The sequence below is a fragment of the Streptomyces sp. DH12 genome (assembly GCF_020873895.1).
GTDB lineage: Bacteria > Actinomycetota > Actinomycetes > Streptomycetales > Streptomycetaceae > Streptomyces.
This window is the reverse complement of the sequence record NZ_JAHWGT010000026.1, coordinates 12,687-38,964: the sequence shown is the minus strand read 5'-3', so window position 1 is coordinate 38,964 and position 26,278 is coordinate 12,687. Positions and strand designations below refer to the sequence as shown.

Here is a 26,278-nt window from a genome sequence, read left to right as displayed (position 1 = left end):
ACAGGGAGAGGGTGGGGCGCGGTGACCGTCCTGGTGGACCTGGTCGTGGTCCTCGGCATGCTCGTGGTGGTCCCCCTCGGGCTGCGCCTGGTGGCGGCGCCGGAGACGGCGCTCGCCTGTCGGCTGTGGCCGCTGTTCGCGGTGCCGGGCGCGGTCTCCCTGTGGCTGCCGCGCGGCACGCCCGCCACCGCCCTGGCGGCCTGCTACGCGGCGGGCACCCTCCTCCTGGCGGTCGCGGCGCCCCGCCGGCTGATGCGCACCCGGTGCCTGGCGCCCCGGGAGGTGGCGCTGCTGACGGCGCTGGTGAGCCCGGCGGTCGCCGCGACCGCCCTGGTCGCCGAGCGGCTGGGCCACCCGCTCTTCGGCTTCGACCTGGCGATCCTCGACCTGACCGTGCCGCACTTCCACTTCGCCGGCTTCGCCGCCGCGCTCGTCGCCGGGCTGGTCCGGGGCGCCACCGGCAACCGTCGGCTCAGCGCCTTCGCCGCGCTGAGCGTCCCCCTCGGCACGCTCCTGGTCCTCGCGGGGTACTTCGTCGACGACTGGACGGAGCTGGCCGGCGCCGTGGTGCTGACCGCCGGAATGTGGGCCGTGGCCTGGCTGACCTGGCGAGACGTGCGGGCCGGCGTCCGGGACCGGCTCACCGGCGCGCTCCTCGCCGTGTCCGCGGCCGTCCTCGTGGCGACCATGCTGCTGGCGCTGAGCTGGGCGCTCGGCGAGGCGACGGGGTGGCCGCACCCCAGCCTGGCGTGGATGGCGGCGACCCACGGCGTGGCCAACGCCCTCGGCTTCGCCCTCTGCTCGCTGCTGGCCTGGCGACGCCTCGCCCGCGCCCCGGGCCAGCCCCCCGCACCGGCGCCGGCTCCCACACCGACCCCCGTCCACGCCGTCCACCCCACCCCCGCCGTCCACCGCGCCCCCACCACTCCGGAGCCCCAGGAGGCCCCCGAATGACCCGACTCGTCCGCAGCACCGGCACCACCCCCGGCGGCCCGCCGCTCCGCCTCACCTACCCGGAGGTGGGGGCGACCCGCTCCGCCGCCCTCCCCGCCGGCTACCACCACCTGAGCCACCGCGAGCCGATCGGCCGCGGCCGGGACGCCTTCGAGGCGGCCGGCGCGGCGGTCACGACCTGGCGGATGCACCGCGCGTCCGGCGCCCGGGTGCACGCCGAAGCGGTCCGCGCGGCCCCCGGCGTCCGCCTGCGCGTGGCCGTGGGTGTCGGCCGGCTGGCGTACGCCGTCCCGTGCGAGGTCGTGTGGACCGTGCACGAGGAGCGGCGCGCCGGGTTCGCGTACGGCACGCTCGACGGGCACCCGGAGTGCGGGGAGGAGTCCTTCGTCGTCGAGCTGCGCCCCGACGGGACGGTGTGGTTCACGGTGACCGCCTTCAGCCGTCCGGCCCGCTGGTACACCAGCCTGGCGGGGCCGATCGTGCCGGTGGCCCAGCGATGGTACGCGCGCCGCCTCGGCCGGACGCTGCGGAGGATCACGCGCGGCTGACGGCGCGCGGCCGATACTGGAGGGGATGGACTGGTTCCCCTGGTTCGCCTCGTCCGACCTCTGGCTGGGCCGCCTCGCCTTCCAGCGGGGCCTGGCCGCGCTCTACCTGGTGGCGTTCGTGTGCGCCGCCCTGCAGTTCCGGGCGCTGATCGGTGAGCGCGGGATGCTGCCGGTACCGGACTTCCTCCGCCGGGTGCCGGCGCGCCGGGCGCCGAGCCTCTTCCGGCTGCACTACTCGGACCGCTTCTTCGCCCTCTGCGCCTGGACCGGGGCGGCCCTCGCACTGGCGCTCGCCGCCGGCGCGGGCGACGCGGTGCCGCTGGCCGTGGCGATGCTGCTGTGGGCGGTGCTGTGGGGGCTGTACCTGTCGATCGTCAACGTCGGGCAGACCTGGTACGGGTTCGGCTGGGAGTCCCTGCTGCTGGAGGCCGGCTTCCTCGCGGTCTTCCTCGGCAACGAGCGCACCGCGCCCCCGGTCCTCCTCATATGGCTGCTGCGCTGGCTGCTGTTCCGCGTCGAGTTCGGCGCGGGACTGATCAAACTGCGCGGCGACCGCTGCTGGCGCGACCTGACCTGCCTGTACCACCACCACGAGACCCAGCCCATGCCCGGCCCGCTGAGCTGGTTCTTCCACCACCTGCCGCGTCCGCTGCACAAGGTGGAGGCCGCGGCGAACCACGTCACGCAGCTGGCCGTCCCCGTGCTGCTGTTCACCCCGCAGCCGGTGGCGACCGTCGCGGCCGGGCTGGTCGCCTTGACCCAGCTCTGGCTCGTCGCGTCCGGCAACTTCGCCTGGCTGAACTGGATCACCATCGTGCTGGCCCTCTCCGCCGTCGACGGCACCCTCGTCGCGGACGCGCCGCGGCTGCCGGCCCCGCCGCTCTGGTACGGCGTGCTGGTGATCGCCGTGACCGTGCTCGTCCTGGCGCTCAGCGTGCGCCCGGTACGCAACCTGCTCTCCCGCCGCCAGGCGATGAACCGCTCCTTCGACCCCCTCCACCTGGTGAACACCTACGGCGCCTTCGGCACGGTCGGCCGCGTCCGGTACGAGATCGTCGTGGAGGGCAGCGACGAGCCGGCGGCCCGGGAGGGGACGGTCTGGCGGGAGTACGAGTTCCGCGGGAAGCCGGGCGACGTACGGCGGCTGCCGCGCCAGTTCGCCCCGTACCACCTGCGGCTGGACTGGATGATGTGGTTCGCCGCGCTCTCCCCGGCGTACGCGGCCGGGTGGTTCGGCCCGTTCGTGGAGCGGCTCCTCGAAGGGGACCGCGACACGCTGCGGCTGCTGCGCCGCAACCCCTTCCCCGACGCCCCGCCGGCCCTGGTGCGGGCGCGCCTGTACCGCTACCGCTTCACCACGTGGCGCGAGCTGCGCGCGACGGGCGCGTGGTGGCACCGCACGCTCGTGCGCGAGTACCTGCCGCCGACACGGCTGGAGCCCCGGGCCGGGGCTGGGCCCCGGACGGGGGACCAGCGCGGGCGCGCTCCGTGAAGCACTGGTCAAAGCTGGTCGGGGAGGGCGGTGTCCGCTACCTTTCAGCGGCAGTGCGACGGGCCGAGCGGATGCCGATGACGTTCGGCCCGCCCGTCTGCCCCTCCGCGGCAGGTCCGTCCGGTCCGCTCTCCCGTGTCGGCGCCGGACGGAGAAGCCCCGTGCCCCGCCCGTCATGGGCGGGGCACGGGGCTGTCGGCTGTAGGCGACTCCGCCGCCATCGGGGGCGGCGGTGACGGGCCCGGCGGGCCGGGCCCGGCGGTCGATGCCGGGTCGGCCGATAGCGGGTCAGTCGATGCCGGGCAGGATGTGCGGCTCCGCGAGGTCGTCCTCGTACCCCGCCAGGCGGATCGGGGCCGAGCGGGCCCACACCTCCAGGCTGCCGAGCTCATCCGACCGGGTGGACCGGGCGAACCGTTCCGGGAGCTCCGTCGACTGCTCCCGCTTGGTCGATTCTGGTGTCACCGCGCACTCCTTAGTGTCGCGAACCTGTGGGTCGTGTTCTGCCGTTCGGTCGCGGTGGCGCCGGTCTCCGGGGTGGGCCGCGACCTAGGTGGCAGGCCGGTCCCGAGGTCGGCCCGAGGGGTTTTCGTGGATCCCCGTCAGCCGACCGTTCGCCTCAGAGTAACCACATGAGCGCCCCTCCGCTCGATGGAACGCGTCACACCGTCGACTTCCGGACAGAGCGACACGGAGTGCCCCGTTCGGGGCACTCCGTGTCGATGTCACCGTGGGGCCGTTCGGCCGCTCACCACTTGCCGGGCGCGTAGTCCTTCAGGAAGCAGCCGTACAGGTCCTCGCCGGCCTCGCCGCGCACGACCGGGTCGTAGACCCGGGCGGCGCCGTCGACCAGGTCGAGCGGGGCGTGGAAGCCGGCCTCGGCGAGCCGCATCTTGTCGGGGTGCGGGCGCTCGTCGGTGATCCAGCCCGTGTCGACGGCCGTCATCAGGATGCGGTCCGCCTCGAACATCTCCTGGGCGCTGGTGCGCGTCAGCATGTTGAGCGCCGCCTTCGCCATGTTGGTGTGCGGGTGTCCGGCGCCCTTGTAGCCGCGGCTGAAGACGCCCTCCATCGCCGAGACGTTCACCACGTACTTGCGGCGGGCCGGGGAGGCCGCCATCGCCGCGCGGAGCCGGCTGATCAGGATGAACGGCGCCGTGGAGTTGCACAGCTGGACTTCCAGCAGCTCCACCGGGTCGACGTCGTCGACGGTCTGGATCCAGCTGTTGACCGGCGCCAGGTCCGGCACCAGGCCGCCCGCGTCGATGGCGGTGCCCGCGGCGATCCTCGCCGGCGTCGCCGAGCCGCTGACGAGCGCCAGCTCCGTCACGTCCCGGGCGCTCAGGCCGTCGCCGCCGCGTGCGGAGGGCAGGGCGGCCACGCTGTCCACCGCGCCGCTGCCGAACGTGCCGATGACCTCCGAGGCGGGGAGTTCACCCGCGGGCAGCGGCGCCGACTCGGCGCCGAGCAACTCGCTGTACGCGCGACGGGAGCGGCGGACGGTCTGCGCGGCGTTGTTGACGAGGATGTCGAGGGGCCCGGCCGCCGCGACGGAGTCGGCGAGGGCGACGACCTGCGCCGGGTCGCGCAGGTCGATACCGACGATCTTCAGCCGGTGGATCCACTGGTCGCTGTCGGGCTGGGCCTTGAAGCGGCGGATCGCGTCGTTGGGGAAGCGCGTCGTGACGGTGGTGTGCGCGCCGTCCCGCAGCAGGCGCAGCGCGATGTACATGCCGATCTTGGCGCGGCCGCCGGTGAGGAGCGCGCGGCGGCCGGTCAGGTCGGTGCGGGCGTCGCGGCGGGCCCGGTTCTCGGTCGCGCACGACGGGCACAGCTGGTGGTAGAACGCGTCGACCTGCACGTACCGGGTCTTGCAGATGTAGCAGGAGCGGGGCCGCTGGAGTATGCCGGCCACCTCCCCCGCCACGGAGGAGCTGGGCAGCAGGCCCTGCGTCTCGTCGTCGATCCGCTCGGCCGAGCCGGTCGCGGTGGCCTCGGTCACCGCGCGGTCGTGGGCGGTCTTGGCGGCCCGGCGCTCCTGGCGGCGGCGCTGCTTGACCGTGCGGTAGACGCCGGCCGTGGCCCGCCGCACGGCGATCGCGTCGGGGTGGTCGACGTCGAGCTCGTCGAGCTCCTCCAACACGCTCAGGCAGACGGCCAGGCGCTCGGGGTCGATGCCCGGCCCGTACGCCTGGTCCTCTTCTGTCACCGTCATGGCCGCTGCCGTTCCTCGATCACTCGTTTGCCACGTCTCAAAAGGGGAACTCTACGGAGCCGACCGCCCGGCCGCCAAACCCGCGCCCCCGGCCGCGGCCCGCCGCGGGGGCCGGTCGAAGACGCAGTCGCCGCAGAGTCCCCCGCCCGGACAGCGGTAGTACAGGCAGCAGGTGCGCCGCCGCAGCGCGGGGCCGTCGAGGGCGCCGCCGAGGTCGGGGTGGGCCAGCAGCCCCGCGGCGAGCTCCGCGGCCCGCCCGGCCACCTCCGGGCGGCCGTGGCTCCGGGCCCAGCCCGTCAGCTCGCGCACGGCGCCGCCGAGCGCCGAGCCGGCGTTCCCCCACAGCAGCCTGGCCGAGACGGGCCCGGCGGCGCGCAGGGCCTCGCCCAGCGGGACGAGGTGCCCGTCCTGGACGAGCTCCCGCAGCGCGGCGGGGGTGGCGGGGCGGGTGTCGGTGCCGGACCACCAGAGGTCCTCGGGCGTGGAGCGCTCCGGGTCCCAGTGCAGGGAGGCGGGCGTCACGTCGGGGACGGTCCCGTACAGGGCGGCGGAGCCCAGCGTCACCGACCAGAGCCGCGCCGCCAGCCCCAGCTGGGCGATGGACGCGGCGACCCGGTACTCGGGCGCCCGCAGCCGCTCGGCGACGCGCGCGACGCGGGCGACGAGCGGCGGGGTGCCGGGCTCCGGGACGGCGCCGGGGGCGCCGGGGCGCGGCGGGGCGGCCGGGGCGGGGTGCGGCGAAGGGGCGCCGGGGCCCGCCGGGGCGGCGTAGGCGTGGGCGAGGGGGACGTACGTGCCGGGGGCCGGGGGCGCGGTGGGGAGGACGAAGAAGCCGCCCACCTCGCTCAGGGTCCGTAGTTCGGCGGCCGTGAGCCGCCGTGCCCGCTCTGCCATCCCGTGCTCCTCCCCTGGCGTGCCGGACCGCCCGGCGGGCACCACGGTAGCGGCGGGCGCCGCGGCCCCGTACGCCCGTACGGCACACACGGACCCCCACGCCGCTGCGCCCCGTACTGCCGTACGGGGCACGGGCTCGCGCTGCTCGCGGGTGGACCCGGCGGCCGCGTCGGAGCCGCTGCGCCCCGACGGGGCCGCCGGAAACCTCAGAGGGAGACGCCGCCGCGCCGCAGGTAGGCGAGGGGGTCGACGTCGGAGCCGTACCCGGGGCCGGTGCGCACCTCGAAGTGCAGGTGCGGGCCGCTGCTGTTGCCCGTGGAGCCCGAGCGGGCGATGCGCTGGCCGCTGCTGACGGTCTGCCCCTCCCGGACGGTGAGCGCGGAGAGGTGGGCGTACTGGGTGTACTTGCCGTCGTCGTGCCGGATGACGATCTCGTAGCCGTACGCGCCCGCCCAGCCGGCGGAGACGACCCTGCCGGTCGCGACGGCCCTGACGGAGGTGCCGGTGGGCACGGGGAAGTCCACGCCGGTGTGGTAGCCGGAGGACCAGGCGGAGCCGGCCTTGCCGTACGCCGTGCCCGGTGTGGCGTCGACTGGCGAACTGAGCGTGCCGGTGCGGGTCTTGACGGCGACCGGCTTGGCCGCGGGCCGCGGCCTCGGCTTGGCCTGAGGCTTCTGCGCCACCTGTTGCGGCCTCGGCTTGGCCTGGGCCTTCTGCGCCGTCGGCAGCGGTCTCGGCTTGGCCTGCGGCTTCGACGGCGCCGAGGGGGGCGCCTGGGTCCTGCTGCCCGCCTGCGTCGACGGCTTGGCCTTGCCGCCCGCCCGCGTCGACGGCTTGGGCTGCGTCCCGGCGGGCGAGCCGCGCAGTGCCAGCCGCTGCCCCGGCATGATCAGGTCGGGGTCGTCCCCTATGACCGCGCGGTTCTGCGCGTACAGCCGCTGCCATCCGCCCTGGACGCGGCGCTCGGAGGCGATCCGCGACAGGGTGTCGCCGCGCGCGACCGTGTAGCTCTCGCGGCGCTGGTTGGGGATGGTGGTCGGCGTCGTGGCGGGCCGGTCGCGGCGGTCCGCGCGGCCGTCCGGGCTGACGTCGGGCTTCTCGCCGCCGCGGGTGAGGCCGGCCCGCTGCGAGCAGGTCGGCCAGGCGCGGGGGCCCTGCCCCTTGAGCACCTTCTCGGCGACGGCGATCTGCTGGTCCTTGGTGGCCAGGTCGGCGCGGGGGGCGTACCGCGTCCCGCCGTACGCCCGCCACGTGGACTGGCTGAACTGGAGCCCGCCGTAGTAGCCGTTGCCGGTGTTGACCTGCCAGCGGTTGGTGGACTCGCAGGCGGCGACCTTCTCCCAGACGTCGACCGACGCCGCGTGGGCCGTGCCCGCGCCGATCAGCGGCAGCGCGATGCCGGCGCTGCCGACCGCGGTCAGCGACGCCCGGTTGAGGCGGCTCGGCTGGTACCGACGGTGTCGTCCCCGTTCGGCCATGGGCGGTTCCCCCCTATGCACAGGTCAGCAGCCGCCCAAGCTAGGGGCGCGCGGCAAGCCGTGGCAAGGGGGCGCACAGGGCGCATGGGGCGCGGGCTGTCTCTCAAGTGCCCTCGCGGCACTGCGGCGAGACGGGCCGTCAGCAAGGGGGGCGCACCGGCCGTACGCGAACACCCGCACGTCGCGTACGTACGCCGCTCCCGTGGCGGGGTCGCACGGGGGACGGCGCCGCCGGGCGGACCGTCACACGCGGGACGGGTCCCGGCAGCGTGTCGCCGGCCCGGTCACGGGCGGGAGAGGGGTCCGGGACCGGGGTCGGGCGACGGGACCGGGTCCGGGCCTGGGGGCTCGGGCACCGGGTCGGGCGTCGGCACCGGCCCGGGCGCCGGATGCGGCGGCGGGGTGGGCACCGGCCCGGGGCCGGGCGGCTCGGGCGGGGGCCCGGGGTGCGGCGCGGGCGCCGGGTCGGGCATGGGCGGCACGGGGTCGGGTCGGGGCTGGGTCATGGCCTCCCCCAGGGGTGGTCGTCGCTCCCGGTCGGGGTTCTCGTGCTGCGCGTTCCCCCACACACCGGGGCCATGCACATCCCGGCCCCGAGGACCCGCCCGCGCCCCGCCGGTCCCTCCCCGGCGGGGCGGACGCCCCCGTACCGCTTCAGGCCCGGGCGGCGGGCACGGCGTGGGGGCTGCGCGCGGTGTCGGTGCCCGGGACGGGGGCGGAGGCGTCGGAGCCCAGCTCGACGACGCGGTTGCCGGCGTCGACGTGGACGACGCGCGGCACCAGGGCCCGGGCCTCGGCGTCGTCGACCTGGGCGTAGCTGATGAGGATGACCAGGTCACCGGGGTGCACCAGGTGCGCGGCGGCACCGTTGATCCCGATGACGCCGGAGCCGCGCTCGCCCTCGATGACGTACGTCTCCAGGCGGGCGCCGTTGTCGATGTCGACGATGTGGACCAGCTCGCCGGGCAGGAGGTCGGCGGCGTCCATGAGGTCCGCGTCGACGGTGACGGACCCGACGTAGTGCAGGTCGGCCTGGGTCACGGTCGCCCGGTGGATCTTGGACTTGAACATCGTGCGCAGCACTGGGGACTCCTCGAAGACGGCTCCCTGCCAGCTTTGTGCAGGTCAAGGGCGTTTTCCACTTTACAACCGGCGGGCGTCGGGCTCGAAGACTGTGAGGAACATCGCTCCTATCCGGCAAGCAGACTCCTGCCTGGGCTCCGCGCCATCCCGGATCTTGTGGCTCGTCGAAGACGTGCCCACGGGGACGCTCTTCGTCTCCTGGGGGCGCTCGTCCAGGACCAGGTCCTCGTCGGCGCGCTTCTGGCCGCCTGCCTGTCCCGGTTGCGGGCCAGTACATGAGCGGGCAGACGGCGCCGAGCGGCGTTCACGGCCGCCGACCACAGATGAGCGCATCGGCTCGGGCGCGGTCGGCGTGCCCGGCCGCCAGCCGAGTCGTCGTGCTGGACGGCGCGTGCATGATCCGCCCCACGGCCGGCGCGCCGAGGGTGGTGATCTCCTCTCAGCGCTCGTCGGTGGACCTCCTTCTGCACCGCTTGCCCACGGGGCGCTGCGCCTTCCGCTCAGCGGCACGGCGCCCCTCGTCCTCCGCGACGGCGCGGGCCTCGTGCTCTCGGAAGGGGGCGTCGCCGTCGGGGTTGTCGTGCGCGGCCGTCAGCGCCTGCTCGCCCAATACGACTTTTCATCGCTTGGTGTGATGACGGATCGGTTTACCGGGCGATGCGAGAGCAGCCCTGCTTGGCTGGGCATGTCAAAGGACACAGGGCGATCCGCCCTCGGTGAGAAAGGCAGCCATGTTGCCCTCATCCAAGATCAAGACCCTTGTAGTCGCCTTCCTGGGCAGCGTCGCCTTCTCGGCCGGAGCGGTCGTTCCCGCTCAGGCCGATGCCACAGGCACGATCACCTATGTGGAGGGGTCGACACAAGCGACCGTCACCGTGACGAACCCGGGCAGCGACTGTTACCCGGCGTCACGTCGCTCCAGCAGGCTCACCAACAACACGAACCGGGCTGTCACGGTGTATACGGCCAGTGGTAGCTGTTCGCGCGCTCCGGCCTACACCGTGAGCCCGGGCGGACACTTCGGCGGCGAGTTCCTCAGCTTCAGGTCCGGGTGAAGCCAGTCGCTCGGGTGCAGCCGCGACGTCACACTCTCCACCACCGCCTCTGTCGACGCGGTGCCCACCGAACACCTCGACGTCGACCGGGAGCGACTTCGCACGGTGGAGAAGGGCCAGTACTCCCCTCTCGCGCGCTGGCGAAGTAGCCACCCCGGCCTGACCCGAGCCGCTGCTCGTCGACGCCGCCCCTCCCCCCGTGCCCGACAAGGAGGGGCGTCGTCGCCGTGTGAGGTCGGCCGCGGCGGCGGAACAGCCCGCGGCGCTTGCCCGGCTCCTGGTCGGGTGGAGCCCCGGGTTCGGCCGTCACCGACGATGTCCACCGGTCCGACTCGCCGGTTCCCTCTGCCGGGCAAGCAGGATCGACGGGAGGCCGTGTCCAGGTCGTCGCCTGCGGCGTTCCTTCTTGCGGCAGACGACTGCCGACATCCTCAGTTGTAGAAGGAGGTCACCCGGTGGCTCGAACGCTGTACTCTGCGGGTCTTGCCATGACAGCTCTGGCGGGTCTCACGGCGCTGGCGGCTCCGGCATCCGCTGGTGGGGTGTTGCGATCGCCAACCCATCTCCTTCGGTAACACCTGTCTCAACCACTCCAGCGCACTGACCAACGCTTCCGCGATCACGTCGTCGGCGCTGGGCAGCGGCAACGTGGGACAGCTTCCCGCCGCCGCCCCCAACCAGTCCTGCGGCGGCAGCGACCTCGCACAGGCCGGCAACCTCTTCAACTTGCTCAACGAGTAAGCCGGGGCCACCGGCTGGCTGGTCAGAGTCGCGCGCGATGTCGCTGGGCGATCAGTACGACCGTGCTGATCGGCTCTGACACCTCTCAGTCAAGCTGCCCGTCCTCATGGCGGTCCTCCTGAGCAGTGCGCTCGCGGCCCCGACCGACGAGGGCCCGGTGGGGTCAGCCCTCCCACGAGTGACCGGTGCCGGCCTTCTGCTCGGGCACGGCCTGGTCCTCCTCCTGATCCCAGCGGATCGCGCCCGGCCAGGCTTCCTGTCGATCCCGAACGGTGGATCCGCCGTTCCGTCACGGCCGCCGCAGCCGGCCGGGCTCATGGTCGAGCCGCCTCTGCTGGGCAAGGGAGCCCGGTTTGACCCTGGCAGGCCCGATTCGCCGGTCTCGGCTCGGGAGGGAGAGTCCTCGGTCCCGGGCTGTGTGCAGTGTCAGCCGGCTGTTGACCGGCGGACAGGGGTTTCAGGCGGTGGTGCGGTTGCCTCGGCGTGCGGCGAGCGCGGCGTCGACGCTGGGGTAGGCGGGCAGGAAGGTGTCCATCCCGGTGACGCCCAGCAGGCGGCCCAGCCGATCGGGGATGGCCGCCAGGGTGAGGCTGCCGTCGGCGTCCTTGGCGCAGCGCCAGATGCCGACGAGGGCTCCCAGGCCGGAGGAGTCGCAGAACGTGACGCCCGCCAGGTCGGCGACCAGGTCGGGGTGGCCGTCCGCGATGAGGTCCAGGGCGCGGGCCCGCACGGCGGGGGCGGTGGCGATGTCGAATTCACCGGACAGTGCGATCACGGCCAGGGTGCCGTCGGTGTGCGGGACGTCGATGTGGAGTGCGTCGGTCATGGGCGTCGGTTCTCCTGCCCGACGGAGGCGTCGGCGGTCGGGGCGGCGGCGCTGTGAGCGGTGGTGGTGATGCCCGCGGGAGCGGCATCGGGGGTGGGGACGGACAGGGCCAGCAGGGCCACGTCGTCGCGTTCGGTGTCGGGGAGGGTGTCCAGGAGCGCGACGGTGTCGTCGATCAGGGCGCCGGCACTGACCGGTGCGGGCCGCTGGGCCAGGAAGTCCGTCAAGCCCGTATCGGCGAGCATGTCGCCATCGGCCGTGCGGGCCTCGGTCAGCCCGTCGGTGTACAGCAGCAATCCCTGGCCGGGTGCCAGGTGCAGGGTGCGTGAGGCGAAGGCGGCTTCGGCGAACGCGCCGACCAGCATGCCGCCCTTGGCGCGGATCGCCTCCACCCGCATGCCGCCGTCCTCGGTGGGGCTGAGGTGGTAGGCGGGCGGGTGACCGCCGGTGGCCAGCGTGACCGTGAAACCACCCTCCCGGACGGGATCGAGCAGGCCGAAGATGGCGGTGCAGAAGCGGGTGCCGACCGCCGCGTCCAGCAGCAGCGCGGCGTTCAGGGCCTTGAGCGCGGCCGTGGGTTCGGCGTCGACGAGGGCTGCGGCCCGCAGCGTGTAGCGGGTCAGTGAGGTGACCGAGGCGGCTTCGGCGCCCTTGCCGCACACATCGCCCAGGAAGAACGCCCACCGGCCGGCGCCGACGGGGAAGACGTCGTAGAAGTCGCCGCCCACTTCCTGGGGGGAGGCGGTCTTGTAGTGGCAGGCCAGCTCCAGCCCGGGTACCGCGGGCAGCGCGGGAGGCACCAGAGTGCGCTGCAGGGTGGAGGCGAACGCGGCGATGGCCGCCTTGTCCCGCTCCGCGCGCTGCCGGGCCTCTTCCTCCGTCTGGCGCTTCTCCTGCTCGGCGCGCACGACGTGCAACGCAGACAGCCGCAGCTCCAGCTGGTCGCGCACCACCGCCGCCAGGTCCGCCAGCGTGGCCGAATCCGCCTCGCTGATCTCGCGGGGGCGGGTGTCCAGGACGTTGACCGTGCCCAGCCGGTACCCGTCGGCGGTGATGATCGGAGCGGCGGCGTAGAACCGCACCCCCATCGGGCCGGCGACCAGCGGATTGGAGCAGGCAATCGGATCGAGCAGGGTGTCGGGAATGACGGTGGTGTCATCGGTCAGGACCGCCGAGGCGCACAGCCCCGGATCCCGGCCGATCTCGGTGACACCCTCCAAGCCATGCGTGGCCTTGAACCAGATCCGGTCCTCGTCCACGATGGTCACTGTCGCCACCGGCACCTCGAACAGGCGGGCGGCCAGCGCCGCGACCCGGTCGTAGGCGCCGTCCGGCGGAGTGTCGAGAATGTCGTAACGGCGCACCGCCGCCATCCGCGCCGCCTCGACCGATGCATTCAGGAGTTCCTTCGGTGCTATCGCAGGCGGGCTCGCTTGCTCCGGCATGTTCCTCGTCTCGCTCATCCCCCCAGGAAGGCACCGACCAGGCAGCCAGCACCCGGGAACCCTATCGAACGCCCCAGCGTCACCGCTCAGGAGGCGCCGCCGAGCGGCCGGTCCACAAGCTTGCGGAAGAAGCCCGTGTCCCGCGGACGTACGCGCTCGCGGTCGGCCGACGTGACAGTGCCCACGCGCTCGCCCAGGATGTCGTTCCGGCCGGTGGACTCCATTCGGTGGAGTGGATGCCGGACACCGTCGGCGCGCACCAGGGACCTCAACCCTGCCTGAACAAGCCCCGGTTGCGCCACATCTCACCGGCTCCGACGTGGGAGGGTGGTCGTTGGCCCTCGTCCCGGTGTCTGCTGGAGCCGTGCCTGGGAGGCAGAGTGAAGGGCCGGCCTGGACATGTCCCGCGGTGCTCGTCCGGCCACCCACGGCGCCGTTTCCACGTCGCTGGCGCTGCGCAGTGACCGCGGTCTGCGCGAGTTCATGGAAGCCGGTGCACCGCTGGGATCGGGCATCGGTGGGAGAACGGTACCCCCTGCCCGCGCCCGAAATCGCCACCCCCTGACGTCACCGGTGACTGAACGGAGACCAGACCGTTGACCAGAGCACCGGCACCCTACGTGGGCGCCGATCAGGCATGAGAAGAGGCGCGCAATGCAGTCCCCTGTCACAGCTGATCTCACGGGAGTCGCGGAGACCTCGTTGTGGACCCTGTACCACCGCGCGGCCGAGGCAGCCCGGAAGGACAGCGTCCTGCCGGACCCGCAAGCGGTGCGGCTGGTGAACCAATTGGACTTTCCCTTCCGCCAACGGCTCGGCCGCCCCCGCCCATGGGTCGCCCAGATCCTCGCGCTGCGGGCCCTCGCATTCGACGGTGTGGTGCGCGCCTTCCTCTCCGCACGTCCTGGAGGCACCGTGATCGCACTCGGTGAGGGGCTGGAGACGACGTTCTGGCGGGTGGACAACGGTCAGGTGTGCTGGGTTTCCGTGGACCTCGCCGGCCCTCTTGAGTTGCGTACCCGCGTACTCCCGCACGGCACGCGTCAACGCCTTGTCTCCTGCGACGTCAGCAGCGACTCCGACAGTCGTTGGATGGACATGGTGGATCCCTCACATGGCGTACTGGTCACCGCACAGGGGCTGTTGATGTACCTGGACGCGGCCCGGGTACACCAACTGATCGCCGCTTGCGCCGAGTCCTTCCCCGGGGGGATGATGGTCTTCGATACCGTTTCACGACGCATCAGTGCGTGGTTGCGGACCGGCGGAAAGGGGATGGGGGGCTACACCTTCCCCCCGATGCCCTGGGGAATGGACCCCGACGAACGCCGGATGCTGCGAACCGTCCACCCCGCCATCACTGCGACCCGGGACATTCCCGTTCCCGTCGGCCGTGGCCTCACCGGCCAGCTGGTCTCCCGAGCTTCGGCGCTGCCTGTCCTCCGGAACAGCCGGCCTCTCATCACCTGCCTGCACTTTGGCGCGGTCGGCAGCGCAAAAGCCTGAAGAGCCGCACAGAGGTCACCCTGCGGACGCATTTGCCACCTGCGAACTCGATCTTCAGCCCTGGAATCCGAACGAGCCTTTGTGCTTGATCACTCGGACTGTCACCTCCCCTACGTGAAGGTGTCTTCGGCTGAGCAGGTGATCCGGCCAGGAACACACGAACACACGGCGGCCTCGAAGTCCGTGGGGATACGTCTGTCGCACCACCTTGTCCGGCAGGATCCAATTGCCGGAAGGGCGGTCTCTATGACGCCTTGTCCGCGGGGTGGGTCGAGGTCGCCCGGCTGCGACGGGCCCCGGCCACGGTGCGGGTACCGAGGGTGAACGACGGCCGACCCGTCCCTGCTGTCGACCTCCCTGCTGGCTGCGGTTCAGCGCTCGCACTTCACCGCAGCGGATCCTGTACCACGTCAACGGCCAGGGGTAAGGACACCACTACATCCCTGTTCCCGGTCTGGCCCTACTCGGTGATCTCCGCGCTGAAGAGGGGCCGCAGTTCCAGGACCGCCAGGCTGGACGCGCTACGGCTGCGCCGCGAGACGATGCCGCCACCGTCACCGCGGCGCAGGTGCGTAACCTCGTCGCGCGGCTGATTGTGTCCGTACCCTGTCCGGCCGGTGCACCCACCGCGTGTGACAGGCAGCGGGTTTCCGGCCGCCAGCGCCGCACGTCACGTACCTCCCGAGTGATCCGCGTGCGCGGTCGCCCGTCACCGCGCCGCGAAGGCGGAGTGCGCGCCCGGGGGCGCCGTCGCCACCGGTTCCGCGGCCCCCTCCCGGGCGGTGCGGTCACTGCTCCATTCGACGGAGTGTTACGCGTTCCTTGCAACATCGGGGCCCGCGTTTCGTTACGCACGGGCAAGCGGGAAGTGCGCCGAGCCCTGAAGCCTGTCCTCAACGTGGGTCAGCTGCTTCAGCACGCTCAAGCAGCCCATGTGCGAAAACTCTAGGACGTGGATGTGAGCATCATTCGCGCCGAAGGCCTGAGAAAGACCTTCGGCTCCGCTGTGGCGGTGGAGAATGTGGACTTGCATGTGTCGGAGGGTGTCGTCATAGGCATTCTGGGGCCTAACGGGGCCGGAAAGAGTACGACCGTCCACATGCTGACCACGCTCCTGAGAGCTGACAGCGGGATCGCTACCGTCGCCGGCTTCGACGTGGCCCGCCAACCCGGCAAGGTGCGTCGGTCCATTGGACTGTGCGGCCAGTACGCCGCCCTGGACGGGTACTTGACAGGGCGGGAGAACCTTCGCCTGGTTGGCCGGCTCCACCACATGACGTGGGCGGACTCCAGGCGGCAGGCCGCGAAGCTGTTGGAGGACTTCGGTCTCACTGCGGCGGCGGACAGGTTGGTCAGAACCTATTCCGGCGGCATGCGACGGCGACTCGATCTGGCCGCCGCTCTCGTCGCCTCTCCTCCCGTGTTGTTCCTCGACGAGCCCACCGTCGGTCTGGACCCGCACCATCGCCAGTACCTGTGGTCGCGGATCCTCGAACTTGCCTCGGCGGGCAGCACCGTGCTGTTGACCACGCAGCACCTCGACGAGGCCGACCACCTGGCCGACGAGGTGACCGTCATCGACCGTGGCAGGGTCGTGGCATGCGGCACCCCGGACCAGCTCAAGGACCGTGCGGGCGAGCAGCAGGTGGAAGTGACCCTCCAGGACCGCCAGGACATCGCGATGGTGCGTGCGCTGCTCCTCGGCGTCGGATCGGGTGACGTACGTGTTCGGGACCATGCCCGCAAGCTGACCGTGCCGGTCGCCAGAGGGCCGGAAGCGGTGGCCGAGCTGCTGCGGTTGTTGGCCGACCGCGGTACGGGAGTCAGCAACATCGCGCTGCTGCGTCCGACCCTGGACGATGTCTTCTTCTCACTCACGGGCGGCAGGCAGCTCGGCCCGGAGGAACAGATCCAGGAGCCTGTGAAGTGACCTCCGGCGCCGACTCCGTCTCGTCCACTCGCGGGAGTGAATTCGCTCATGCGGTGGCGGACACCCTCGCCATGGCCTACCGAAATGTGTTGCACATGTCCCGGCTGCCCGAAGTGCTGGTCTTCGGGCTCCTTCAACCCGTCATGTTCGTCCTGCTGTTCAGTTACCTGTTCGGCGGTTCCATGGAAGTCGCCGGCACGACGGACCCGGGTGTGTACCGAGAGTTCGTCATGGCCGGCATCTTCGCGCAGAGCGTGTCCTTCGCCACAGTCAGCGCCAGTGCAGGTATCGCGGACGACATCCACAAAGGGCTCATCTACCGGTTCCGGTCCCTTCCCATGTCCCGGAGTTCGGTGCTCAGCGGACGCACTCTGGCCGATTCGGCTCGGTCGGTGCTGAGCATCGCCATTCTCTCCGTCGTCGCGACGCTCGTCGGGTGGCGCATCCATCTCGGGATCGCCAAGGCTCTGGGGGCGTTCGCGCTCCTGGTGCTTCTCGGATACGCCTTCTCTTGGGTCGGCGCACTGATCGGTCTCTGGGCACGGAGCCCGGAAGCCGCGACCACGGGCGGCGTGGTGTGGTTGTTTCCGGTGGTGTTCATCTCGAATGCCTTCCTGGACCTCAGGAACATGCATCCTTTTCTGCGTGCCATCGCCGAGTGGAACCCCTTCAGCGCCACCGTGCAAGGGTGCCGTCAGCTGTTCGGGAATCCCGGCGTCGCGGAATCCGCGGCCTGGCCCATGCAGCATCCGATCTGGGCCTCCCTCGTGTGGTCGATTCTCATCATCGCCGTCTTCCGTGCGGCGGCTGTGTACAAGTACCGGACGTTGACCCTCTGAACTGCGATCTTGGCCGATGCTCGTGCAAGCGGAACTACGAGGTCTCATGACAGCAGAAAAGCAATTCTCGTTGTCCTACGAAGGCTTTTCCTACAACGCGCGCGTGGTCGGGAAACCGCACCCTCCAAGTCTCCCGGTGGTGCTTCTGGGTGGCGCCCTCATGGACATGCTGGGATGGCGTATGACGGAACGGCATCTGTCGGAGAGAACCACGGTGGTCACCGTCGACCTCCCCGGTCAGGGAACGTCGGATCCACTGCCGGCCGCCTACGGACTGAGGTACCTGTCCGCCTCCGTCGCTCACCTGGTGAAGCACCTTGGCCTGGGCAGGGTCAATCTCGTCGGCACCTCGTTCGGCAGCACCCTCGCCTACGCCGTCGCTCGGATCCATCCCGAGATCGTCAGCCACATGGTGCTGGTCGGATTCGGGGGAAAGCCGACTCCGCGGGCCAGAAAACTGACGGACTGGACGTGCGCGATGGTCGATAAGGGCATGCCGAACCTCGGACACCGTTTCGCCACCAGCATCCTCAACCACGACCCCTCTTGCTCCGTGCGCAACAGGAATTCGGTCAGGGACACCCTGATCCGTTACTACGACAGATACGTGCCAGGCCCTCAGGCAGCCGCCACGCTTCGACGGGCTCTCGGTGATTCCGACCTGTGGGAAGCCGGCGTGACCGGGGTTCCGGCACTACTCGTGTGCGGCGAGCACGACCATCTCGTCCCGCCCTCCCTCTCACGGCGTGCCTGCTCCCTGATCGAGGACGCGCGCTTCGTCGTCATCAAGGAGGCGGACCACGTGGTGCATCTGGAACGGCCGGCCGAACTGGCAGAGGTCGTACTGCGCTTCTGCGACGGCGCCTCGCTGGACGCCCTCGACTACCTCGGTCCCGTCGAACAGCCGTACGGCGACGCACCGCCGGCTGTCACGCCGCTCCGCCGGCTGAGGAGCCGCTGAAGCCGAACACCCGCCGAGCCTCCACACCTTCTTCCGCCGGACGGCGCGGTGAGGCGGGGCGCGGCGCCCGAACGACACCGGGAGAAGTCCTGGTGCAAGCGACGAGAGGGGCTTTCCGACATGACTGACGACCTCATCCTTTCCGAGGACCGCATGGTCGACGCCGTGGCGGTCGTGGGGATCGGCTGCCGCCTTCCCGGCGGCGTCGATTCGATGAGCGCTTTCTGGACAGCTCTGGCAGGGGCGCGGGATCTGATCACCCAACCACCGGATGGACGCTTCGATGTCGCTTCCTTCCTCGACCCCCGGGCCGACCGGCCGGGCAAGACGTATGCAGCCGCAGGCGGCTACCTGCAGAGCATCACCGAATTCGACGCGGAGTATTTTGGGATGTCGCCGCGGGAAGCCTCTCGCGTGGATCCCCAGCAGCGGCTTCTGGCTGAATGTGCCGTCGAGGCGTTCGATGACGCGGGGATCGACCCGCAACGCTGGGCGGGTTCTGACGTCGGCGTTTTCACCGGAGCCTCTTACAGAAGTTACCTGGAACTGCAATTCCGGCACATGCGATCGGTCAACGCCTACACGATGTCGGGCGGATCAGGGAACAACACGTCCAACCGGTTGTCCTACATCTTCGACTTCCGCGGCCCCTCGATGTCCATCGATACCGCGTGCTCATCCTCGTTGACCGCCGTGCACCAAGCCTGCGAGGTGCTGCGCTGCGGCCGGAGTCCCGTCGCTCTGGCTGGGGCGGTGAACCTGCTGCTGCACCCAGGGGAGTACGTCGGTCTGTCGAAGGCCTCCATGCTCTCCCCGTCGGGCCGCAGTCGCACCTTCTCCGCGCACGCGGACGGGTATGTCCGGGGAGAGGGTGCCGGCATGCTCGTCCTGCGCCGGCTGTCGGACGCCCTCGCGGACGGCGATCGGATCCACGGCGTGATCCTGGCCACGGCGGTCAACACCGACGGTCGTACCCAAGGTCTGTCGTTGCCCAGCGCCGAGGCCCAGGAAGCCCTCCTGCGCGACGTGTACGGCCAGGTCCGCCTCAGCGCCAGCCGTGTCGCCTACGTGGAAGCACACGGTACGGGAACGGCAGCAGGGGACCCTCTGGAATGCCTGGCACTGGGCCGTGCCCTTGGCCGGCGCAGGTCCAACGGGGCTGAGCTGCCCGTCGGCTCGGTGAAGACGAACATCGGGCACCTGGAACCGGCCGCCGGTATGGCGGGGCTGCTCAAGGCGCTGCTGATCCTGCAGCGCGGCACCATCCCGCCCTCGCTGCATGGCCTGCCCCTCAATCCAGCCATCCCGTTCGACGAACTCGGTTTGGCCCCGGTGCACGCGTCCCGTCCGTTGGGAGCTGTCGGCACGCACTGTGTGGTGGGCGTCAACTCGTTCGGGTTCGGCGGCGCGAACGCACACGCCATCCTCACAGGGGCCCCCGACGTTCCCCGCCAGGCTTCTTCCGGGCCCTCTGGGTCGCGCAGGCTTCCTGTCGTCGTCTCCGCGCGAACCCGCGAAGCTCTGACACAGGCAGCCGAGCGGATGGCGGCACATCTCGACGGCGTGCCCGGAGACGGCTTCTACGACACGGCCTGGACCGCGGGCAGACGGCGTGCCCCACGGGAAGAACGCATGGTGGTGATGGCCGGCAGTCCGGCCGAGGCGGCCAGGGAGCTGCGTCGCGCTGTCGCAGGGGAGCCATCCGCCGCCGGCGTGGCAACCGCGGTGCCGAACGGACGCGTGGGATACGTGTTCTCCGGCAACAACTCGCAGTGGGCGGGCATGGGAGTCTCCCTCCTGGCCGAGGAGCCCGCCTTCCGCTCGAAGGTCGAGGAGGTCGACCGGCTGCTGGGCCCCCGCATCGGCTGGTCGGTCCTGGAGGAACTCGGCAGGTGTGACGCTCAGCGCCTGGAACGCACCGAGATCGCGCAACCCCTGCTCTTCGCGGTCCAGGTCGGCCTGGTGGAGGCTCTGGCCCGGCGGGGGGTCGCCCCGGTGGCGGTCACCGGTCACAGCGTGGGTGAGGTGGCCGCGGCCTACGCCGCCGGAGCCCTGGACCTGGAGGCCGCGTGCCACGTGATCTCGGTGCGCAGCCAGGTGCAGGCGCTGACTGCCGGCCAGGGTCGGATGCTGGCCGTCGGCGTGTCCGTCGAGCGGGCTCGGACACTGATGGCCCCGTACGGGGGAAAGGTCGAGCTCGCGGCGGTGAACTCCGCGCACGACGTCACTCTCGCCGGGGACCTCGACGCCCTTGACGACCTGGCCTGCGAGCTTGTGGTCGAAGGTGTCTTCTCCAGGCTCCTGGACCTCGACTACGCCTTCCACACCTCGGCGATGGAGCCCATCCGGGAGTCGCTCGTGGCCGGCCTGGCAGGCCTGAAGTCCTCGCCGCCGAAGATCCCCTATGTGTCGGCCTGCGTCGACGCCGGGACCGTGTGTGAGCGGTTCGACGCCAACTACTGGTGGCTCAACGTGCGGCAACCCGTCCAGTTCGCCGACGCCGTCACCCATCTGGTGGAGGACCTCGGGTGTGACATCCTCGTGGAGATCGGGCCGCGCCCCGTTCTCGGCGGTTACGTACGGCGCCAGGCCGTCGCGCTGCACAAGAAGGTGGCCACGCTCGCCGTCATGGACCGCTCCCCCGCCGGCTCCCTCTCCATCGACACGACGGTGGCCCGTCTGGTGGCGGCAGGCGCGGACGTGATCGAGCAGGCGCTGCCCCGGCGCGGGCGGGTCGTGGATCTGCCGGCGTACCCCTGGCAGCGGCGGGAGCACTGGAACGGCTCCCCGGCATGGTGGTCGCAGGACCAGAGCGGCTCGAACGCTCAGGGGGAAGAGCATGAGCTTCTCGGCAGCCGCTTGTCCGTCGCGGAACCGACCTGGCACAACACCGTGGAGGCGACCCGTCTGCCATGGCTGGCTGATCACCGTATCGGGGCATCGGTGGTGCTGCCGGCCGCGGCCTACGTGGAGATGGCGATGTCCGCCGCGCGGTCCGTCTTCGACGGTGCTCTCGCCGAGGTCCACGCGCTGACCATCGAGAACGCGCTCGTCATGCCCTGGGATGACGCCGCGATGGACCTCACGTGGCAGGTGTCCGTCGCCGAACCGAACCACATGGTGCATATCTCCAGCCGCGGCGGGGGCACCGGGCCATGGCAGCGCCACGTGCGTGCCCAGGTGCGCCGCCTGCCCCGATCCGCCGCCACGCCCCTCGACATCGATGAGCTTCGCCGCCGCCTGAAGGACCGGCTGACAGGTGACGAGCACTATCGCGCGGCAGCCGCCATGGAATGTGTGTACGGCCCCGCCTTCCAGGTGGTGAAGGGCCTGTGGAGGGGGCACGGCGAAGTCCTGGCCTCCTACGGCACCGACATGCCGAACGGGTCCGTCAGCGCGAACGTCACCGTCGTCGACGGCGCACTGCAGTCCGTTCTGCAACTCCTCGACTGTGCTGCCCGCAAGCCCTTCCTCCCCGTGTCGTTCGACACGGTCCGCAGGTACACGGATCTCGCCTCCGCCGGCTTCGTGCATGTGCGCGCCCAGGACCTCGATCCACGGCAGGCCGTTGTCGACATCACGTTCACGGACGAGGCCGGCACCGTCACCGCCGAGATCCAGGGCTGTCGTGTGCGCCGGTTCGAGGGGGCTGGCAAAGCGTCGGGGCCGGCCCGGCTGCTGGAGACAGTCGTCCGCGCCGCCCCCGACCAGCAGCCGGACCGTACGGCGGTTGCCGGACTGCCCTCGCCACGGACGGTGCTGGCACAGCGCAGCACCGCCGGCGATCAGACGTATGCGGCGGCCGTGCAGGGGGTGGTCGATGCCGTCGGACGTCTCACGTCCCACTGCATGGCGGCCTTCCTCGACGACCTCACCGGCGAGGCACGCTCGGAGTCCTTCTCCCCCGCCGGCCTGCTCGACCACGGCATCGACCGCAGCCACCAGCGACTGCTCGACTTGCTCCTCGCGGAGACGCGGGCTCAGGGCCTGGTCCGCCCTGCCGGCCCGGGTCTGCTGCGACGCACAGATGTCCCGGCACGACCCGGGCGGGTACTCCGTCAGGCCCTGCTGGACCTGCCCGAGTACGCGGATCTGTGGACGCTCCATGGGCACTACGCCCGGACTCTCCCGGAGTTCCTGCGACGACAGCGTGAGGGAGACACCCCCTTCCGCCCCGCGGAAGACGACCTGACCGCCGTCTTGAACCGTCTCCTGCGGCCCACTTACTTGGCGGCCGCCGATCTGCTGGGCCAGGCGTTGCGCCAGTGGCCCGCCGACCGGCCGTTGCGGGTCCTGGAGGTCGGGGCCGCAGCCGATCCCTTCGCCTCCGTGCTGCTACCCAATCTGCCTGCGGACCGCACCCACTACGTCCTCACCGGCAGCAGCGCCGAACTCCCCGACCAGGCGCGTGATCAGCTCAACGCATCCGATGTCGTCACCTACCGGCCCCTGGACCTCGGCCGAGACCTGCACGACCAGGGTTTCAGCGAAGCGTCGTTCGACGTCGTCGTGGCCCGGCACTCCTTGAGCAGGACACGGGACCTCTCGGCGGGGCTGGAGCGTCTGTCCGCCCTGCTCGTGGACGGCGGCTACCTGGCGGCGGTCGAAGTGCGCGATCCGCGGCTGCTTCTGCCGGTGCTGGCGACAGGCGTCGGCGGGTGGGCCCCCGCGGACAACGATCCGCGGGGGCGGGCCGCATGGCGTGACGGGGCGGATTGGACCGGTCTGCTGCGGCAGCACGGCTTCGCCGACGTGGCCTCCACGCCCGCGCTTGGTTCAGGGGAGGGTGCCTCTCCGTGCTCGGTGCTTCTTGCTTCCCGGGAACCCCGGCGGACACCACCGGCCGACAGGCCGGTGAAGCCCTCCGCCGCCCCAGTCTCCTGGGTCGTCGCCGGTGAGGAGAGCACCGGGTCGACAACGGAGGCGCTCACCGAGGCGCTGCTGAGTGCGGGGCAGGAGCGCGTCACCGCGACTGTCCTGACCACCTCGCCCGAGCAGTGGGAGTCCGTCCTGCCCCCACACGCTCAGGTCGTCAACATCGTTTGCCTGTTCCGGCGGCGGGACCACGTGGACGCGTGCACCGAGCCGTGGAACGATGATGAACCTGTCGAGCGGTTCCGGACCGTACGCAGCATCGTCCAGGCGTGTGAAAAACTCCCCCCGCACACCGAGGCACACCTGTATCTGGTCGTCATGGGCGCGTCGGTCAACATGAGCATGCCTCCTTCGCACCACGGGAGTGACGCCGCCGTCTGGGGGATCGGCCGCTCTCTCGGCAACGAGCAGCAGCGCGTGCGGGTCACCCGCGTCGCGGTGCCGCACGACTTGGCGGAGGACGGTGCCGAGCAGGCCGCCGGCGTGCTGCTCCGTGAGCTGACGACAGGCTCCTCCGAGGACGAGGTCATCCTCACCGCGCACGGTCGGTTCGTATCCCGCATCAGGGAAATGCCGCCGCGACAGGTCACCGCCTCGAGCACAGCGCCAGGCTCCGCGGGCACCTTCGTCCTGCGGGCCCATGACGTCGGCACGTCGTACCGGCTCCGGTGGGAAGAACGCCCGCCGCTGTCCCCCGGCCCGGGACAGGTGCTCATCGAGGTGCGTGCGGCCGCCCTGAACTACCGCGACGTCATGGTCGCCACCGGAATGGTGCCCCCGGTGCACCAGACCGAGGGCGTACCGGAGCTCGGACTCGAATGCGCCGGTCTCGTCGCCGCGGTGGGGCCGGGCGTCACCGGTGTCGCGCCGGGTGACAGGGTGTTCGGCCTCACGGCGTCGGGGATGGGGTCGTACACCCTGGCCTCGGCTGACTTTGTCGCCCCTGTGCCGGACGGCATGGGCTTCGCCGAGGCGGCGACACTGGCCCTGGCCCACCTCACCGTGCAGTACAGCCTCGACCACCTGGCCAGGTTGCAGCCGGGCGAGACCGTCCTGGTGCACGGGGCGGCGGGCGGAGTCGGCCTGGCGGCACTCCACCACGCCGGGCAACGGGGTGCCGCTGTCATCGCGACCGCGGGCACCGAGGTCAAGCGCAGCCTCCTGCGCCTCCTGGGAACCGATCACGTGCTTGACTCCCGGTCCCTCGCCTTCGCGGACGAGGTCCGCCAGATCACCGACGGCCGGGGAGTGGACGTCGTGCTCAACTCCCTGGCCGGGGAGGCGCAGGCCCGAGGGCTGGAGTTGCTGGCGAGCGGTGGTCGTTTCATCGAACTGGGCAAACGTGACTTCCTGGAGAACAACCCCCTGATGACGCGCCCGTTCCTCGCGAACACGGCCTTGTTCGGCGTGGACGTCGGAGCGCTGGTCGGACCGCAGCGGGAGGCCGGCAAGCTGCAGTTCCGACAGCTGGTGGAAAGGGTGCAAGCCGGCGCCTGCCCACCACTGCCGCACCAGACCTACCCCGCTCACCAGGTCGACCGCGCCTTCCAGCTCCTCAAGGGTTCCCTGCACACGGGAAAGGTGGTGGTCACGTTCGACGGCTCCACGCCCCATCACCCGATGCCGACGAGGCTGAGGCTCGACCCGCACGGCACGTACGTCGTCACTGGTGGTCTCAGCGGCTTCGGCGCCGCGACCGCCCGTTGGCTGGCCTGCCGTGGTGCGCGCCACCTTGCGCTCGTGGGCCGTCGGGGCGGCGCCACCCCGGCGGCCGAGTCCCTCATCCAGGATCTGGCGGACCTGGGGGCGCGGGCCGTCGCGCACGCCGCCGACACCGCGGACCCGGCTGCCGTACGACGGATCCTGGCGGAGTGCGAAGCGTCCGCCCGACCCGTGCGCGGGGTGATCCATGCCGCCATGGTCCTGGACGACACCCTGGTGAGGGACGCGACGGACGCGCAGTTCAGGACCGTGTGGTCGCCCAAGGCCGTCGGCGCGCGGGTCCTCGACGCCCTCACCCGGGGCATGGGCCTGGAGTTCTTCGTCGTCTACAGTTCCGTCTCGGCGCTGACCGGGATGAGCCGACAGGCGAACTACACGGCCGCGAATTCCGCCATGGAGGCGCTGGTGCACCAGCGTCGCTCCGCGGGCGAACATGCCCTGGCCGTCCAGTGGTCAGTGATCAACGACACCGGCATCGCGGTACGCACGAACCTGGTCGACGTCCTGGAAAGGGCCGGCACGGACAATATCGACAGCGCCAGCGCCCTGGCCGCGCTCGAACAGCTCCTGCACGACCCGCATGCCTCGGTGGCCAACGTGGGCGGATTCGACCCGACCGTGCTCCGGCGCTCCAACTACGCCATCGACGCCCCGCGCTTCAGTCTCCTGACACCCGCCGGCGCGACCCGGGAGAACTTCTCCAGCACATTCCTCTCAAGCCTGCCCCACATGACGTACGACCAGGCGCTGGATGCCACTACGACCATCCTGGCCGACTTCCTCGCCACGACGCTCCACACGACTCCCGACAAGATCGACCGAACGCGTCGCCTGGACCGCCTCGGAGTGGACTCCCTCCTCGCCGCAGAACTCAGCGCCTCCCTGCACCACCACCTCAAGTGCTCTGTCACCCCCATCGAAGTTCTGAACTGCGCACACCTCATGGAGCTCAGCAAACGCGTCCTGGCCCTCAGCGGGCACACGAACTCGCCCCGGGAGGGTGCCTGACCGACTGTGACCGCCACAGCGGCGCCCCCGTCCGGGGGCGCCTGCATGCGCGGGCACCCGTGCGCCGATAGGCGCACACGGATTCGATCACTGGTCTCCAGCCCAGCGCCGAGTAGGCGCTGGGCAAGCGGGAGACGTAGCGCAGCCTACGGCCGGGTCCACGCCGGTCGCGTCGACGTCGCGGGGCAGGGCGCCGGCCACGGGGCACAGGTCCCGCAGCGCGGGCGCCGGCTTCGTGGGCGGCGCCGGTCGCTGCCCGGACGTCGTACAGCGCGGTGGTGGCGAGCCGTCCGGTGTTGCAGTGGGTGAGGACGCGCAACGGGCGTCGCCCGCAGAGGTTCTTCACCAGTTCGGCCGCGCGACGGGCGGCTGCCCGGTTGGTCTCCTCGTCCTCGTGGAGCATGGCGCGGGCTTCCAAGAGGACGGCCTGTGGTCCGCCCCGGAGCCGGGACAGGGCGCGGCGCACTCCCCAGGACAGATTGACGGCGGTGGGCCGGGCCGCGACGATGCGGGCAGCGTCAGCGTGCACGGCGGCCGCGTCGACCGCTCCGCCGGTCCCGTGCCGGGCCGCCGACAGGGCGACGCCCAGGGCGCCCGCGACGCCCAGCGCCGGGGCGCCGCGCAGGGCGAGAGAGGTGATGGCGTCGACCGGGCAGACCTACCCGGACCAGAGCCTGTACCCGGCCAACTCGGTGCCCTGTGCGGT

The 26,278-nt window shown here is 71.4% G+C and carries 19 protein-coding genes and 1 pseudogene; 10 read left to right on the top strand and 10 right to left on the bottom strand.

Annotated elements, in window-relative coordinates; genetic code table 11:
* Positions 1-21 precede the first annotated feature (21 nt).
* From LPA54_RS22865 to LPA54_RS22855, 3 genes are read left to right on the top strand one after another with little or no spacing between them, the layout of a single operon-like run.
* Complete coding sequence (locus LPA54_RS22865) at positions 22-954, top strand: YndJ family protein (RefSeq protein ID WP_228980757.1); 933 nt, start codon at positions 22-24, stop codon at positions 952-954.
* Complete coding sequence (locus LPA54_RS22860) at positions 951-1,502, top strand: DUF1990 family protein (protein ID WP_228980756.1); 552 nt, start codon at positions 951-953, stop codon at positions 1,500-1,502. Before LPA54_RS22865 ends, LPA54_RS22860 begins: the two co-directional genes overlap by 4 nt.
* A gap of 25 nt (positions 1,503-1,527) precedes the next feature.
* On the top strand, positions 1,528-2,994 hold the full coding sequence (locus LPA54_RS22855; protein WP_228980754.1) for a lipase maturation factor family protein: 1,467 nt from the start codon (positions 1,528-1,530) through the stop codon (positions 2,992-2,994).
* 288 nt (positions 2,995-3,282) lie between these two features.
* Here LPA54_RS22855 and LPA54_RS22850 read toward each other — a convergent pair whose 3' ends face one another.
* From LPA54_RS22850 to LPA54_RS22825, 6 genes are all read right to left on the bottom strand, one after another.
* Positions 3,283-3,459 carry a hypothetical protein gene (locus tag LPA54_RS22850; protein ID WP_228980749.1) on the bottom strand — a complete coding sequence of 59 codons (177 nt, stop codon included), beginning with the start codon at positions 3,457-3,459 and terminating at the stop codon, positions 3,283-3,285.
* Between the two features lie 283 nt (positions 3,460-3,742).
* Positions 3,743-5,209 (bottom strand): SDR family NAD(P)-dependent oxidoreductase, encoded by a 1,467-nt coding sequence (locus LPA54_RS22845; RefSeq protein WP_228980747.1) that lies wholly within the window; start codon positions 5,207-5,209, stop codon positions 3,743-3,745.
* 51 nt (positions 5,210-5,260) lie between these two features.
* The gene (locus LPA54_RS22840; RefSeq protein WP_228980746.1) at positions 5,261-6,103 is read right to left on the bottom strand and encodes a (2Fe-2S)-binding protein; all 843 of its coding nucleotides are present in this window, start codon (positions 6,101-6,103) and stop codon (positions 5,261-5,263) included.
* 206 nt (positions 6,104-6,309) lie between these two features.
* A complete protein-coding gene (locus tag LPA54_RS22835; RefSeq protein WP_228980744.1) occupies positions 6,310-7,581 on the bottom strand; it encodes a transglycosylase family protein in 1,272 nt (423 codons plus the stop codon).
* Positions 7,582-8,235: 654 nt separating this feature from the next.
* On the bottom strand, positions 8,236-8,664 hold the full coding sequence (gene panD / locus LPA54_RS22830; RefSeq protein WP_228980741.1) for an aspartate 1-decarboxylase: 429 nt from the start codon (positions 8,662-8,664) through the stop codon (positions 8,236-8,238).
* Between the two features lie 439 nt (positions 8,665-9,103).
* Positions 9,104-9,274 carry a hypothetical protein gene (locus tag LPA54_RS22825; RefSeq protein ID WP_228980738.1) on the bottom strand — a complete coding sequence of 57 codons (171 nt, stop codon included), beginning with the start codon at positions 9,272-9,274 and terminating at the stop codon, positions 9,104-9,106.
* A 106-nt stretch (positions 9,275-9,380) separates the two neighbouring features.
* On the opposite strand from LPA54_RS22825, the gene LPA54_RS22820 reads away from it, so the two are divergent.
* A complete protein-coding gene (locus LPA54_RS22820; protein WP_228980736.1) occupies positions 9,381-9,719 on the top strand; it encodes a hypothetical protein in 339 nt (112 codons plus the stop codon).
* 1,198 nt (positions 9,720-10,917) lie between these two features.
* Here LPA54_RS22820 and LPA54_RS22815 read toward each other — a convergent pair.
* The 3 genes from LPA54_RS22815 to LPA54_RS22805 all read right to left on the bottom strand — a co-directional run bounded on the left by LPA54_RS22815 (position 10,918) and on the right by LPA54_RS22805 (position 12,955).
* Positions 10,918-11,286 carry an STAS domain-containing protein gene (locus LPA54_RS22815; protein ID WP_228980734.1) on the bottom strand — a complete coding sequence of 123 codons (369 nt, stop codon included), beginning with the start codon at positions 11,284-11,286 and terminating at the stop codon, positions 10,918-10,920.
* On the bottom strand, positions 11,283-12,749 hold the full coding sequence (locus LPA54_RS22810; RefSeq protein ID WP_228980731.1) for a PP2C family protein-serine/threonine phosphatase: 1,467 nt from the start codon (positions 12,747-12,749) through the stop codon (positions 11,283-11,285). The genes LPA54_RS22815 and LPA54_RS22810 overlap by 4 nt, the downstream gene beginning before the upstream one ends.
* Before the next feature lie 68 nt (positions 12,750-12,817).
* Positions 12,818-12,955, bottom strand: a complete 138-nt coding sequence (locus tag LPA54_RS22805) for a hypothetical protein (protein ID WP_228980729.1) — start codon at positions 12,953-12,955, stop codon at positions 12,818-12,820.
* 175 nt (positions 12,956-13,130) lie between these two features.
* Between LPA54_RS22805 and LPA54_RS22800 the strand changes: the two are divergent.
* The 6 genes and pseudogenes from LPA54_RS22800 to LPA54_RS22775 all read left to right on the top strand — a co-directional run.
* Positions 13,131-13,262, top strand: a pseudogene (locus LPA54_RS22800) (protein kinase family protein); the annotation flags it as partial.
* A 171-nt stretch (positions 13,263-13,433) separates the two neighbouring features.
* A complete protein-coding gene (locus tag LPA54_RS22795; protein WP_228980727.1) occupies positions 13,434-14,237 on the top strand; it encodes a class I SAM-dependent methyltransferase in 804 nt (267 codons plus the stop codon).
* 952 nt (positions 14,238-15,189) lie between these two features.
* A complete protein-coding gene (locus LPA54_RS22790) occupies positions 15,190-16,167 on the top strand; it encodes an ATP-binding cassette domain-containing protein (protein WP_228980724.1) in 978 nt (325 codons plus the stop codon).
* Positions 16,164-17,006, top strand: coding sequence for an ABC transporter permease (locus tag LPA54_RS22785; protein ID WP_228980721.1), 843 nt, complete (start codon positions 16,164-16,166; stop codon positions 17,004-17,006). Before LPA54_RS22790 ends, LPA54_RS22785 begins: the two co-directional genes overlap by 4 nt.
* Before the next feature lie 46 nt (positions 17,007-17,052).
* Positions 17,053-17,967 (top strand): alpha/beta fold hydrolase, encoded by a 915-nt coding sequence (locus tag LPA54_RS22780; protein ID WP_228980719.1) that lies wholly within the window; start codon positions 17,053-17,055, stop codon positions 17,965-17,967.
* Positions 17,968-18,087: 120 nt separating this feature from the next.
* A complete protein-coding gene (locus tag LPA54_RS22775; protein ID WP_228980717.1) occupies positions 18,088-25,572 on the top strand; it encodes a type I polyketide synthase in 7,485 nt (2,494 codons plus the stop codon).
* Here the strand turns inward: LPA54_RS22775 and LPA54_RS22770 are convergent.
* Complete coding sequence (locus tag LPA54_RS22770; RefSeq protein WP_228980894.1) at positions 25,535-26,149, bottom strand: hypothetical protein; 615 nt, start codon at positions 26,147-26,149, stop codon at positions 25,535-25,537. The genes LPA54_RS22775 and LPA54_RS22770 overlap by 38 nt on opposite strands.
* Positions 26,150-26,278: the final 129 nt, after the last annotated feature.